The sequence below is a fragment of the Bacillus sp. MT94 genome, from assembly GCF_058792475.1.
The window spans coordinates 373,538-386,546 of sequence record NZ_JBXAEZ010000003.1 but is presented as its reverse complement, the minus strand read 5'-3'; the positions used below and the strand labels follow the sequence as shown (position 1 = coordinate 386,546).

The window sequence follows — 13,009 nt, the reverse complement described above, 5'->3', positions numbered from 1 at the left end:
AAGAAGACAGAAGCCTGAGAAACTTCTGCCTTTGTAACCTAACTTACTATTGTGGTGGTAGTAGGTGCGGTTATAAGACAATTACATTAACGTTTTAGCCGAGAACCGCCCTTACCTTTTCCACGAAGCAGGGTGGTTCTCGCTTTTTTGTATACAGAAATTAGCCACGGACCGACGTATCTTCTACCGATGACAACGCCAGCTCCGGTTAGGATACCATACACTAATTTAATTACAAACATCGCGATCATATTATCACCTCCCCCTTTTTTCAAAATGGAAGAGATGATTACCACACCTACTAGTTATAGCTTATTAAGTTACGTATTCATTGTATTATGTTTTAAAATAGGGAACAAGATATATGGATGAAAATTCCTAGTTTTTAAGCAGAGCATTAGTGTCAGGGGACAAGAAGTAAATAAATATTCATAAAAAAACGGTATGGACATTACCATCCGTATTTTTTTATGTATTTATAAAACTTTTCCATACAGTGCGTCGTCTAATATATGGGAAGGAGGAAATGGTGTGGATGAATTAACGGTAGAAGCGTTTGAAATAGAAGATAAGGAACTCCTTATCGATGAAATAATGAACAAGTATGGACAAGAAGTCCTGCAGCTTGTGTATTCATATGTGAATAATAAAGAGGTTGCGGAGGATTTAACGCAAGATATATTTGTGAAATGCTATAAATCTCTTCATACATATAAAGGAAATTCGAATTTAAAAACATGGTTATGGAGAATTGCTATTAATCATTGTAAGGACTATTTAAAAAGTTGGTATAACAAAAAAATTATCGTTACAGAGGATGACTTTACGTATATGGAGAGTCAAAAAGAAAGTGTGGAACAAACTGTCATTCAAAATGCGGAGGACCGTGAGCTCGCTTCTGCAGTAATGAATTTACCGATAAAATATCGAGAGGTCATTTATCTATTTTATTATGAAGAATTATCAATTAAAGAGATTGCTATTGTAATAGACGTGAAAGAAAACACGATAAAAACGAGACTGAAAAAAGCCAAGGAACTATTGAAGAAAGGATTGGAGGGATAATCAAATGGAAGATCGATTAAAAGGCTTGCGAAAATCAATGGAGAATACAACGTTTAAACATTTGAGTTTTTCTGATCAACATCGAAAGCGGGTACGTGAAAAAATCAATCAATCGTCCGAAAAGGAAGAAGATATCCTTTTAGCGGTGTTGCAACTTCTTATGAATGAAAAAACAGGTTATGAATTGATGCAGTTACTGCGGGGGAGAGGAATTCAAAAATTCGAAGGTGATGAAGGATCTCTATACACTTTATTGCATCGTCTAGAACAAAATCGCTTTATCCAATCTAGCTGGGATCATGCGGGAGCTAAATATTATCAATTAAATGATAAAGGAAACAAGATGCTGCGAAAGGCAGAGAAGAATGCTACGAAGGCACGATTTATATTAAAAGGATTAGTACAGGAGTGAGGCGGAATTGAACAAAAAAGGGGAGCGTTTTTTAAAAGAAGTTACGAACCATATTAAATCAAAAGAAGCGAAGGATTTGGTGGCGATGGAACTAGACTTTCACTTAAAACAGGCGAAGAATATGTGGATGGATAAAGGATTAAGTGAGGAAGTTGCTGAAGATAAGGCTGTTGAACAAATGGGAAGTCCGGTCAAACTTGGCGAAGAACTTAACAAACTGTATAAGCCAAAGGTTGATTGGTTTTTAATTGGTTTATTAGTGGCTGCGATGGGGCTAGGGTTTTTGCCGATTATAACTTTTGGACATGCTGACTTATTCATGAATAAGGTGATATTTGTTATTCTCGGTGTTGTAACAGCTATGGGCATGATGCTACTTGATTATCGGAGATTAGAGAAACTTGGGTGGCTGTTTTATACAATTGGCGTACTTATCTTGTTAATGATAAAATGTTTTCCGACTGATTACGTGATTGGGGAAGCAATAATAAAAATTGGCCCCATCAAAATTGACTGTTTAATGACGATGCCATTCTTCTTTCTAGCTTGGGCTTCTTTTTTCAATAATAGTAGGTTAAAGTTTATGCATCTTCTCATATTATACGTATTTTCTTTATATCTATTTTCAACTACATCAATTCTTTTACCAATTTTCATCTACATTACGATGGTATTCGTTATGCTTTGGTGGAGTAAGTTAGGAAAGAACACGGCATGGCTCATTACAATTTTACCAATTTTACCCTTTATTGTTAGGGATCTATTTTCCTGGTCTGCGGTAAAAGAATACCGGATAGCTAGAATTTTAGGATTTATAAATCCAGCGCATGATCAATGGGATTTACGTTTACAAGAGGCAATGTCTTCAGCAGGTTGGTTTGGTACATATGGAAATATAAAGTCTATCCGTGCTGCCCATACTGATTTTGTATTTGCAAGTTTGACTTACTATTATGGATATGTACTTGCGCTAGTTCTTGTCGTGATTCTTTCTCTTTTTGCAGTAAGAATAATGAACATAGCTTATAAAATAAATGATGGTTATGGTAAATTGCTTCTCGTTGGCGGAGTGACTCTTTTTGTAATCCATTTTATTTGTAACGTTGGCATGACCCTCGGGATATTACCACGTGTTTCTATATCATTACCTTTTATTAGCTACGGATTGATACCAACTCTGTTTCATGCATTTATAATGGGAATTGTGTTAAGTGTATATCGACGTAAAAATATTCCTTTTAGAATGAGAAAAACACCTTGATAATCATCAAGGTGTTTTTGTTATAAGCTCAAAACTATCCGAATCAGCCCCAAGCACAAAAGGACTAACCTCGCCAACGCTATAAAGTTGCAATTCATGCATTGCGCGCGTGCAAGCAGTGTAGAACAATCTACGAACACTCTCGTCGCTATATACATCTTTAGAAGCATCGTAAATAATAACAGCATCAAATTCGATACCTTTCGCTAAGTAAGCAGGGATCACAACGATGCCTTGCTCATACTCCGCTGAGTTACTTTTCACGAGTTTAATATTCTCGATATGACGAAGTGCTTCGTAAGCAGCGGCGCTTTCAGCTGCAGATTTACATATAATTGCGATTGTATTGTGCTGCTCTTTTTGTAGTGCAGCAACTTTGGCAGTAATATGTTCGTGCAGTTCGCTGTCACTGGATACTTTCGTCACTGTAGGTTTCTCGCCGTCACGTTCAAAGGCGTGAATGTTTTCTCCTTCCGGTACGAGAGCACGTGTAAATTCAATAATTGGTTTTGTTGAACGATAGCTACGAGTTAAGTTAATGCCGTTCGTTTCATCTGGTCCGTATAAGCTAGTAAGTGTATTGAAATTCACTGCTTCACTCGCATGGGCAAATATCGCTTGGTTAAAGTCTCCGAGTACAGTCATTCTTGCAGCAGGGAAGAGACGTTTTAAAAACTCAAATTGAAACGGTGAATAATCTTGCGCTTCGTCTACGAGTACGTGTTTAATCGATCTATTCGTTTGGAAGCCTTCAATTAACTCTTTTAAAAGTAAAAATGGCGTCGCATCCTCGTAATATAGCTTTCCTTCATCGAGCATGTTTACTGTTAATGAGCAAATGTCATCCCATTCTGTCGGCTTTTCTCCAGTAACCCATGATGCATCTGTGAAGAGTTGTTTATATATGCCTGTGAAATTGATGAAACGCAATGTTTGAACACCTTTACGAAGGGGCTTCAATTTTTTACGGATAATCATACGTCCAAGTACTTTCGTTTCTTTCTCAAAATCATGAAAGGAGTTGTCGTCAAACTCGCCTTTTTTCTGTAAATATTTATAAGCCTTTTGGTATTCATCTTTACTCAGTAATTCAATTTCTTCTTCTACCCAAGGCTTTTTCAGTTCTGCTTTTTCAATTTCATCTATTTGTTTATTTAGCCAATCTGTTAACTTTTCAATTCGATTATGGAAGCGGAGGGAGGAATCAGTATTGTAAAACTGCTCTGTAATTTCTTTAGCAGAGACAATTAACTTTCCTCTAAATTTCATTCCTCTAAATAGCATGCCTGAAGATTCAAGAGATTGTCTGTACGCTCGAATCATCTCGAAAAATTGAGTAGATGCTTTAAAGCGAATGCTCGCATTTCTCGTTTTATAGGTAGGGCTATTCATTTCAGTTAACATATATTCTAATTGTTCATAAGGATCTTCAACATCAAATGACTTGCTTAGTCTATGGTTTAAATATTCTTGGAATGTCACTTGCTGCATATTTTCTTCACCGAGTTCAGGTAGTACGTTAGAAACGTAGCTATTGAACATAGAGTTAGGGGAGAAGAGAATAATTTGATCCGCTTTTAACCATTCGCGATATTTATATAGTAAGTAGGCGATTCGTTGCAGGGCAGCTGATGTTTTACCACTACCAGCAGCTCCTTGAACGATAAGGAGTCGGCCTTCATCGTGACGGATAATTTCATTTTGCTCACGCTGAATCGTAGCGACGATGCTCTGCATATGTTTGTTTGTACCTTTTCCGAGCGCTTGTTGCAGAATTTCATCACCGATTGTGAGGCTCGTATCGAACATGGAATCAATCTCGCCATTTTGAATAATGTATTGTAATTTTTTCTCCACATTACCGCGAATTACGCCGCCTGGTGTGTTGTATTCAGCCGGTCCTGGTGGATAGTCGTAATAAACACTTGAAATTGGGGCGCGCCAGTCATAAATAAGAAAGTTTTCTCCGCTTGCATCAGTAAGGGTAGAAACACCGATATAGATTTGTTCTGCGGCAGGTTCGCCTTCTTCAGTAAAATCGATGCGTCCGAAGTAAGGTGCTTTTTGCATACGTCGCAGCGCGGCAAGTCGATTAAAGGTGTGTTTATGGGTGATTTGTGTAACAGCTAGTGACTGAGCTTGTTGTCTTAAGTTGATAACTGTTTCAAGGTAATCATCAAAAGTATCTGTATTCACTTTAACGTCATCCCAGAAGTGTTTACGGATGTTGATTACTTCTGCCCGGCGTCTGCCAGTTTCGTTTTCCAGCTTATCAATTTGCTGCGTAATCGTTTCGATTACGGTATCCAATCGTTTTTGCTCTAGATCAAGTTTTTTGTTCATACGTAAGCACTCCTTTAAAAGTGAAAAATAGAGGTTGACTGAAGAAAGGTTTTGTTGTACAATTAAGATACGGATAAATACGTTCTTTGTGTTTTTGAAAACGTGTTTCTGTACTAATTTAACATAGTTTTTTCATTTAATCAATGATAATAAGATAAACCTTGGTTCCGTGTGGCGTGGATCGAGGTTTTTTTGTGTTTTTCTTTAAGGGAGAATTGTAATTTTATTGAGGAGAATGTAAGTAAACCAAAGAATAAAATCAGGAATAGGGGGATACTGATGGAAAAATATTTTGAGGAAGCACATCGTTTTTGTTCTCGTAATAGAAAGCACTTAGAAAAGGATGTTATATGTGGTTGTTTCTATTGTTTAGAAATTTTTCATCCAGAAAAAATTACAGAGTGGTGGGATGATGATAACACAGCAGTTTGTCCGTATTGTGGGATTGACTCTATTATAGGGGAAAGTTCAGGATTTAGAATCACAGAAATGTTTTTAAGTGAAATGCATAAAAGGTGGTTTTAGTTAAACGAATGACAAAATAAACTTTCGGTAACGAAGATAGTGTAAAACTAGCTAAGATTGTACACTATCCATAAAATGAAAAAGACGTTATCCTTTCTATAGAATCGAAGAGTCAATCATGTAATTTCATTTACTCAATCTGTACACAATTTCCCCCTGGAAGAGGGAATATAAAAAAGCTCGGGCTTAGCCCGAGCTTTTCATTATTTCTTTTCGTCTTTTTTCTCGTCAGCTTTTTGCTCTTTGAAAAGATCTTTTAAATCTTTATCGTCAACTTTTACGTCAGCTTTTTTGATTTCTTTCATCATAAGATCGTTCATGAATTGAGCATCTTGCGTTTTTTCTTGAGCTAGTGATTTTTTAATATCAGCTTTTGCTTTATCGAAAGTAGCATCTGCGTGATTATCAGTTACTTTAATAATATGGTAACCAAATTGTGTTTTTACAGGTTCGCTTACTTCATCTTTTTTCAACTTTTGAGCTGCTTCTTCGAATTCTTTTACCATTTTCCCTGGTCCGAAGAATCCTAAGTCGCCACCTTTTTCTTTTGAACCTGTATCTTCAGAGTATTGTTTTGCTAATTCTTCGAAAGATTTACCTTGAGCAAGTTCATCTTTCACTTTTTTAGCAGTTTCTTCATCTTTTACAAGGATATGACTTGCTTTAATTTCCTTTTTATAATCCTCGAATTTTGCTTTTACATCTTTATCAGTAATCGATTGTTCAACCGCTTTTTCTTGAGCTAATTGAGCACGTACACTATTTTTTATAGTTTCTTCTTTAATACCTTGTTGTTTCATTAGGGTATCGAATTGATCACCGTATTGTTTTTTCATTTCATCGAACTTTTTGTCTACATCTTTGTCTTCAACTTTGTAGTTTTTAATAAGTACTTTTTCCATAACCATGTTGTTTAGTACTTGTTTACCAGCTTGTGTCTTCATTTGATCGTAGAATTCTTCTTTTGTAATGTCACCAGCTTTAGATGTAACGATTTTGTCTGATGATGATGTTCCACATGCTGATAATGCGATTACACTTGTTGCGGCTAAGGCAAGCATAGCTTTCTTCATTCGATAAACACTCCTACTATTATGTATTTTTAATTTATCCTACACCGATGAATTTTAAATTCATAAGAGCCCGATTAAGTCTCACTGATACTTTTGCTTTTTTGTATTGGTAAAGCGCGCTTAACAGGGCTTACCGTGGCTGAGGATAAAGTTTTGATGAATGTTTTGTTCTATAGTATAAGCAATATGTACAAAATTTAATATATCATATTTCGACGCGTTTTCATATTGATAAAGAAAAATTAACCAGTACGTGTCAGATTTTGAAAGTGTGCCATATTGGGCGTATGCCGCATATACAGAATAGAGGAGGGGATGGGGATGAATTCTCAACTTATTTTATTACTTGTACTGTTTATTTTATTGGTTATTGTAGGTATAATTTGCTTATAGAGGAAAAAAGTGAGGAAGGGGCTTTCCTTCCTCACTTTCCATGAAATATAATTTCTATATAACTAGAAATTAATAAAATTGTTATACATACATTAATAACCCGAAAGACACCGGGCTGGCGGCTCGCAGCTATTTGTTTTCGTTCACACAGTGTATGTGTCATGAAATTCGTGTAAAATATAACAAGAAGTGCGAATGCGACAAAAACAACTGTTATAAGTGTCATGAGGCGAGACCTCCTTTTGGCTAAAATACATATACATATATTGTATCACACGATATTTTGTTCGTGTTACAAAATTCAGAAATAGAAGACTTTGTGTTAGAAAGTGAGGGAGAAAATGGACGTTGTTAGAAGATTAGAACAAGCTGAATACTACGTAGACCTACTATTTAAAATGATTGATGAAGAGAAGTGTCCATTTTATTCTTTGATCATAAAGAAAAAAGCTCGTAAAAAAGATATTGAACGTATACTAAATCTTTGTGAAAAACTGAACGAGCAATATGTAGTGGAGAAAGCTGAAGGGCTTCTTTTGTTCGATGCGCTGTTAAATCAATTTGAAAAAGCGCTTCCACATCAGCTCGAAGTACACGAAACTGCGGAAGCGCTAGCAAAACAAGGTTTATTTAAGCCGCTTATGAATGAATTCTTAAGCATGATTGCGAAAAAATAAATAGATTATTTCTTAACTAACTTTTGATCGGATTCTGTAAAGTTCTCTTCAATATCTTCTAATGATTTCTCAAAAATATCGATAAAGTCTTGTCCGTAAATATTACGCAGGATTGCAATCAGTTCGATATTTTCTGGGAACTTCCCATAAAAATTACGAAGTGCAAGAGCCCCATTAAACACTGAATTATTTTCAGGATCATACTCCTCCATTAAGCGAAGTAGTAATTCTTCCCCTTTGTCTGTAATTTCAATGTACGTATTTCGTTTATCATCTTCCTTTTTTGAGAATACAAGATAGCCGCGTTCTTCCAGCTTTTTCGAGAAGTTAAACGCCGTTGATACGTGCATAACTCCAAACTTAGCAATCTCAGAAATAGAAGCCCCTTTTAAATGATAAGCGATTGTTAAAATATGATGTTCATTAATATTTAAATCGTAAGGTTTAATCCACTGCTGCCAATCTTTCTCTACACATTTCCATAACGCTTTCGATAATTGAGCAATGCGTTGGCTGAAAATCATCGCTTCTTTTACCGAGTAATCTTTTTCTCCACTTTTCATTTACTCACCCACTTTAACATTCTTTTTCATTACTATCTATTATGCCAGTAAAATAAAAATTAATAAAGTCTTTTTGTAAGAATTGTGAAAATTTTTTAACAAAATGACATTCTATACAAATCATGCATAACTATGGAAGCGTTTTATGAGTCGTGAATACATGCGTTGTCCTTACATGTTAATTGATAACATATATTGTAAATGCATAAAAACACGGCATATCTATACGATATGCCGTGTCAAGGTCAATTTATATAAAAAATATTTGTTATATGCAAAAAACTAAGCAGGAATTTGTTTACGCTTTTTCTGGAACAGCTTCTTGTAGTTTCTCAATTGACTTTTGGATGTCCAAAATTTCTTTCTCAATATGGCGCTTGTTTTGAGAAATATCTTGTTTCCAGTTAGAAAGCGTGTCTTGCATGTCATCTTTTAGTTCTTGAAACACTTCTTTACCTTCTGAAGCCGTTTCAACAATTTGACGCTTTAATAATTTCGTATCAGCTGTAATATCAGCTAAAGTCTTTTTAATATCATTTCCTTTTTCTTTTAACTTGCCGCGCATGTCTTTACCAGAAGAAGGAGTTGAGAAAAGAACGGCTAGTCCAGCAACTGCTCCCCCGCAAATAACACCTGTAATAAAGGATTTAGCTTTTGACATAAAAGGAGACCTCCTTATTTTTTGTTCGTATTCATGATGTGAAAAAATATGCATATCTTTCTTATATGTGCTATGCACAAACAATCATCCCTGAGCATTTTAAGTGAAGAAACAAGCCATGCGGAATTTGATGACTTCAGGGAAGTGGCTTGTTATGTATTACGCCTTCTTATAGTGTCATTATTTCACACTATTTGCAATTGTACTTGCGATGTTTTGTAAATTTTCCATAGTGTATTCATTTTGGTGTGATTTCCAAACAGCACCGAAACCATCTTTTTCACCGTAGCGTGGAATTAAATGAAGGTGGAAGTGGAACACAGTTTGTCCAGCTTTTTCACCGTTATTGTTAAGTAGGTTAAAGCCAACTGGATTAAACTCTGCTTTAATCGCATTTGCGATTTTTGGAACGACAGAAAAAATGTGTGATGCGATTTCTGGCGTTAACGCAAAAATGTCTTGTTTATGAACTTTCGGAATAACAAGAGTATGTCCTTTTGTTACTTGACTAATATCTAAAAATGCAAGCACATGTTCATCTTCGTATACTTTTGAGCAAGGGATTTGCCCGTCAATGATTTTACAAAAAATACAATTGTCTGCTGTATGATTCATTGATCTCATCCTTTCAAATATCCTTAGCCGTATTTTACCATAATTACATAAGAGAACAAACACGAAAAACAGGAAGCTGACTCAGCTTCCTGTTTTCTGAAGAGGGATTGAAAAAGCATTATCGTAATTTACGTTTCGCAGACACCTCATTTATTTAAGAAATGCACGGTAAATCGGCTAAAGTTTCTGCCGTAGACACCCCATTTTCAAGTGAAATGAATTGCAATCTTTTTTAAAATGAAATTGTTTATTTTTTAAAACAGTATATGCTCTTTCAGAGACACCCCGTTTCGAAAATGAAACAAATAATCTGGTTATGTGTAAATTTCATTGTCCAACATGGACACCCCATTTCATGATGACTTCACTATGTTGTTGTACTCATCAATTGGTGGTTGCTTTTTCAATGTGTTCCTTCTTCACTAATTATGATGTCCGCTTTCGGGAAAATATATGCTAATAAATTTAAAATTTTTTTTTGAGTACATGGATACTATGTAGTACAGCATAATTTTTGGTAAGATGAATATAGAATGAATACTAATGAAGAAAGTGGTGTCGTATGAGCGAGTTATTGCGTGTAGAAAATGTTACAGGAGGATATACGAAACGACCTGTATTAAAAGATGTTTCGTTCTCTGTTAATAAAGGCGAACTTGTCGGCTTAATCGGTTTAAATGGAGCTGGTAAAAGTACGACGATTAAACATATTATCGGTTTAATGGAACCGAAAAAAGGAACTGTCACAATTAATGGGAAAACAATTCGTGATGATATGACAGCGTACCGTTCTAGCTTTTCATTCATTCCAGAAACGCCGGTATTATATGATGAATTAACGTTAGAAGAGCATTTGAAATTAACAGCGATGGCGTACGGCGTTGATGAAAAACAATATGAAGAACGTGTAGGACAACTATTACATGAATTTCGCATGAAAAATCGTTTAAAATGGTTTCCATCTCATTTCTCAAAAGGGATGAAACAAAAAGTAATGATTATGAGCGCATTTTTAGTTGAGCCATCTCTTTACATAGTAGATGAACCTTTCGTTGGATTAGATCCGTTAGCAATTCAATCTCTTCTTCAAATGATGGATCAAATGAAAAAGAGTGGCGCCGGCATTTTAATGAGCACACATATTTTAGCGACGGCAGAGCGTTATTGTGATTCGTTCATTATTTTGCATCAAGGTGAAGTAAGAGCGAAGGGAACGTTATCTGAGCTGCAATCACAGTTTAATATGCCAGGTGCAACGTTAGATGATATTTACATCGCGCTAACAAAGGAAGAAGATTATGAATAGCACAGCATTATGGAAAGAACGATTTCGTCACTTTCTAAAAGAAGTTCGTACATATAGTAAATACGTATTTAATGATCATTTGAAATTTATTTTTGTATTTATCATCGGCGCAGGAGCGTATTATTACCAGCAATGGTTACAAACGTTAACATCTTCGTTTCCAACTGCGCTCGTAATGGCAGTATTAATTGGACTCGTGTTAACGGCTGGATCCATTCAAACGTTATTAAAAGAAGCGGATCTCGTTTACTTACTGCCAGTTGAAGAAAAGTTAAAACCTTACTTCACAAAGGCATTTCTCTTTACATTTATGATTCAGTTATACATAATCGCAATCGTAGCAGCTGCGCTTGCTCCGTTATACTTCCAACAAATGAAGCAAACAGGTGCTGGCTACATATGGATTGTCCTCGCATTTGTCATTGTAAAAGCGTGGAATTTATTCGTCGCGTGGGAAAAGTCATTTTTAACAGATCAAAATATACAAAGGGCTGATTGGTTTATTCGTTTTATCTTAAACGGTTTATTTGTATATTTCCTTGTAGAACGTACTTCAGTTCTTGTTATTAGCGGAATCGTTCTGCTCATGGTGTTATATCTTGCTATCATGCATCAAATGGTAAAAGGAAAGCCGCTAAACTGGGAGTATTTAATTTCTGAAGAAGGTAAGAAAATGATGCTGCTGTACCGAATTGCGAATATGTTCGTTGATGTACCAGCATTAAAAGAAAGAGTATCACGTAGAAAATGGCTTGATTTCATTCTTTCGATAATCGGCGAAAAGCGTACATATTTATACTTATATACGAGAACGTTTTTAAGATCAGGTAACTATTTTGGATTATATGTGCGTTTGCTCGCTCTTGGAGGAGTTATTCTTTACTTCATTCCATTTTTATATGGGCGATTTATCGTAAGTTTTATCTTCCTATACTTAATCGGCTATCAGCTATTAACTTTATGGAAACATCACCGCATGAAAATTTGGCTTGATTTGTATCCAGTAAAGGTAGATGAAAAGAAGAAAGATTTTCTTACTTTATTAAATGCGATTCTAATCATCGGGAGCGTAATCTTTACAGTGATATTTGCACTTGCGACGAAAGATTTCATGATGACGGGAATTTTACTTATCGTAAGCATAGTATTTAGTATCGGTTTCGTTTATCAATACGGGGCAAAACGTATTGAGCGTTTAAATTGAAGGGAATGAACCTATGATTACATATGAAGAAAAGGTTATAAAAGAACTGGAGCAGTGGAAAGCTACATTCATGAAAGATTCTTCTATGATGACACGGTTCTCAAAGAAAGTGCAGACGAAAGTACAACAGTTTATTCCGGCGAAAGTGCAAAAAGTATTAACAGAAACGATTCGGATGATGGTACAAACAATTAGCGCCGGATCAAACTTTATAAAGCCGAAATTAAAAGAGACGAACTGGTCATTGCAAAGACGAGACGATGAAGTACGTAAAAAAATGGATGAGTACAAAAAAATAGCAGCGGCAGAAGGAGCAGGGACGGGAGCAGGCGGTATTCTCCTTGGCCTTGCTGACTTTCCGCTTTTACTCGGCATTAAAATTAAATTTTTATTCGATGCAGCAACATTGTACGGATTTGATACGAGCGACAAAGAAGAGCGCCTTTTTATCCTTCACGTTTTCCAGCTTGCCTTTTCAAGTGACGACCACCGAAAAGAAATATGGAAAGCAATCGAAACATGGGATACAGAAGAAGAAAATCATATGGACTGGGAAAAGTTCCAAACAGAGTACCGAGACTATATCGATTTAGCAAAAATGCTTCAGCTCGTACCCATAATCGGTGCCCCAGTCGGCGCGTATGCGAACTATCAATTACTGCAAAGACTTGGGGAAGTAACGATGAATTGTTATCGTATGCGGTTGCTGAATAGGGATTAAAAAGAAGGCGTCCTACATGTGTAATGTAGGACGCCTTTTCTTAGAAGCTAAGTCCGATATAGCTAACTCCAACTATAATCAATACGATAAAAAGTACAATGATTAATGAAAATCCGCTCTTACCAGCTTGTCCCGCTTCACCGCCGCCATTACCACCAAGTCCCATATGATATCCTCCTTATTGTTATAT

16 protein-coding genes are annotated in these 13,009 nt (G+C 35.9%); 8 read left to right on the top strand and 8 right to left on the bottom strand.

The window, feature by feature from the left end; translation table 11 throughout:
- Positions 1-86 precede the first annotated feature (86 nt).
- Positions 87-251 (bottom strand): hypothetical protein, encoded by a 165-nt coding sequence (locus AC1Q51_RS13695; protein ID WP_000561154.1) that lies wholly within the window; start codon positions 249-251, stop codon positions 87-89.
- 280 nt (positions 252-531) lie between these two features.
- Between AC1Q51_RS13695 and AC1Q51_RS13690 the strand changes: the two genes are divergently transcribed.
- From AC1Q51_RS13690 to AC1Q51_RS13680, 3 genes are read left to right on the top strand one after another with little or no spacing between them, the layout of a single operon-like run.
- Positions 532-1,065 carry a sigma-70 family RNA polymerase sigma factor gene (locus AC1Q51_RS13690; protein ID WP_090975735.1) on the top strand — a complete coding sequence of 178 codons (534 nt, stop codon included), beginning with the start codon at positions 532-534 and terminating at the stop codon, positions 1,063-1,065.
- A 4-nt stretch (positions 1,066-1,069) separates the two neighbouring features.
- Positions 1,070-1,477: a PadR family transcriptional regulator gene (locus tag AC1Q51_RS13685; RefSeq protein WP_002159014.1), complete on the top strand. Its 408-nt coding sequence runs from the start codon at positions 1,070-1,072 to the stop codon at positions 1,475-1,477.
- A gap of 7 nt (positions 1,478-1,484) precedes the next feature.
- Positions 1,485-2,738: an FtsW/RodA/SpoVE family cell cycle protein gene (locus AC1Q51_RS13680; protein ID WP_090975737.1), complete on the top strand. Its 1,254-nt coding sequence runs from the start codon at positions 1,485-1,487 to the stop codon at positions 2,736-2,738.
- Between the two features lie 6 nt (positions 2,739-2,744).
- Here the strand turns inward: AC1Q51_RS13680 and helD are convergent, their stop codons facing one another.
- Positions 2,745-5,081 carry an RNA polymerase recycling motor HelD gene (gene helD, locus AC1Q51_RS13675; protein ID WP_492331557.1) on the bottom strand — a complete coding sequence of 779 codons (2,337 nt, stop codon included), beginning with the start codon at positions 5,079-5,081 and terminating at the stop codon, positions 2,745-2,747.
- 279 nt (positions 5,082-5,360) lie between these two features.
- Here helD and AC1Q51_RS13670 point away from each other — a divergent pair, with 279 nt between their 5' ends.
- Positions 5,361-5,606 carry a cytoplasmic protein gene (locus tag AC1Q51_RS13670; protein WP_098907756.1) on the top strand — a complete coding sequence of 82 codons (246 nt, stop codon included), beginning with the start codon at positions 5,361-5,363 and terminating at the stop codon, positions 5,604-5,606.
- A 203-nt stretch (positions 5,607-5,809) separates the two neighbouring features.
- On the opposite strand, the gene prsA is transcribed toward AC1Q51_RS13670, so the two are convergent.
- Both prsA and AC1Q51_RS13660 read right to left on the bottom strand, forming a co-directional pair.
- Positions 5,810-6,679, bottom strand: a complete 870-nt coding sequence (gene prsA, locus AC1Q51_RS13665) for a peptidylprolyl isomerase PrsA (protein ID WP_016513168.1) — start codon at positions 6,677-6,679, stop codon at positions 5,810-5,812.
- A 424-nt stretch (positions 6,680-7,103) separates the two neighbouring features.
- On the bottom strand, positions 7,104-7,298 hold the full coding sequence (locus AC1Q51_RS13660; RefSeq protein ID WP_000172690.1) for a hypothetical protein: 195 nt from the start codon (positions 7,296-7,298) through the stop codon (positions 7,104-7,106).
- A gap of 115 nt (positions 7,299-7,413) precedes the next feature.
- Here AC1Q51_RS13660 and AC1Q51_RS13655 point away from each other — a divergent pair, with 115 nt between their 5' ends.
- Positions 7,414-7,749, top strand: a complete 336-nt coding sequence (locus tag AC1Q51_RS13655) for a DUF1878 family protein (protein ID WP_000383657.1) — start codon at positions 7,414-7,416, stop codon at positions 7,747-7,749.
- Positions 7,750-7,754: 5 nt separating this feature from the next.
- On the opposite strand, the gene AC1Q51_RS13650 is transcribed toward AC1Q51_RS13655, so the two are convergent.
- The 3 genes from AC1Q51_RS13650 to AC1Q51_RS13640 all read right to left on the bottom strand — a co-directional run bounded on the left by AC1Q51_RS13650 (position 7,755) and on the right by AC1Q51_RS13640 (position 9,588).
- Positions 7,755-8,312 (bottom strand): HTH-type transcriptional regulator Hpr, encoded by a 558-nt coding sequence (locus AC1Q51_RS13650; protein ID WP_000834924.1) that lies wholly within the window; start codon positions 8,310-8,312, stop codon positions 7,755-7,757.
- A 298-nt stretch (positions 8,313-8,610) separates the two neighbouring features.
- Positions 8,611-8,973: a YtxH domain-containing protein gene (locus AC1Q51_RS13645; protein ID WP_000030302.1), complete on the bottom strand. Its 363-nt coding sequence runs from the start codon at positions 8,971-8,973 to the stop codon at positions 8,611-8,613.
- A gap of 180 nt (positions 8,974-9,153) precedes the next feature.
- The gene (locus tag AC1Q51_RS13640; protein ID WP_001016835.1) at positions 9,154-9,588 is read right to left on the bottom strand and encodes an HIT family protein; all 435 of its coding nucleotides are present in this window, start codon (positions 9,586-9,588) and stop codon (positions 9,154-9,156) included.
- A 562-nt stretch (positions 9,589-10,150) separates the two neighbouring features.
- Here AC1Q51_RS13640 and ecsA point away from each other — a divergent pair.
- Genes ecsA through ecsC form a run of 3 tightly spaced genes read left to right on the top strand, consistent with a single transcriptional unit; the run spans position 10,151 to position 12,819 of the window.
- Positions 10,151-10,894 (top strand): ABC transporter ATP-binding protein EcsA, encoded by a 744-nt coding sequence (gene ecsA / locus AC1Q51_RS13635; protein ID WP_001292598.1) that lies wholly within the window; start codon positions 10,151-10,153, stop codon positions 10,892-10,894.
- Positions 10,887-12,098 carry an ABC transporter permease EcsB gene (ecsB, locus tag AC1Q51_RS13630; protein WP_001089122.1) on the top strand — a complete coding sequence of 404 codons (1,212 nt, stop codon included), beginning with the start codon at positions 10,887-10,889 and terminating at the stop codon, positions 12,096-12,098. Before ecsA ends, ecsB begins: the two co-directional genes overlap by 8 nt.
- Before the next feature lie 13 nt (positions 12,099-12,111).
- On the top strand, positions 12,112-12,819 hold the full coding sequence (gene ecsC, locus AC1Q51_RS13625) for an ecs operon protein EcsC (RefSeq protein ID WP_098329477.1): 708 nt from the start codon (positions 12,112-12,114) through the stop codon (positions 12,817-12,819).
- A gap of 40 nt (positions 12,820-12,859) precedes the next feature.
- On the opposite strand, the gene AC1Q51_RS13620 is transcribed toward ecsC, so the two are convergent.
- On the bottom strand, positions 12,860-12,985 hold the full coding sequence (locus AC1Q51_RS13620; protein WP_000522756.1) for a YjcZ family sporulation protein: 126 nt from the start codon (positions 12,983-12,985) through the stop codon (positions 12,860-12,862).
- Positions 12,986-13,009 lie beyond the last annotated feature (24 nt).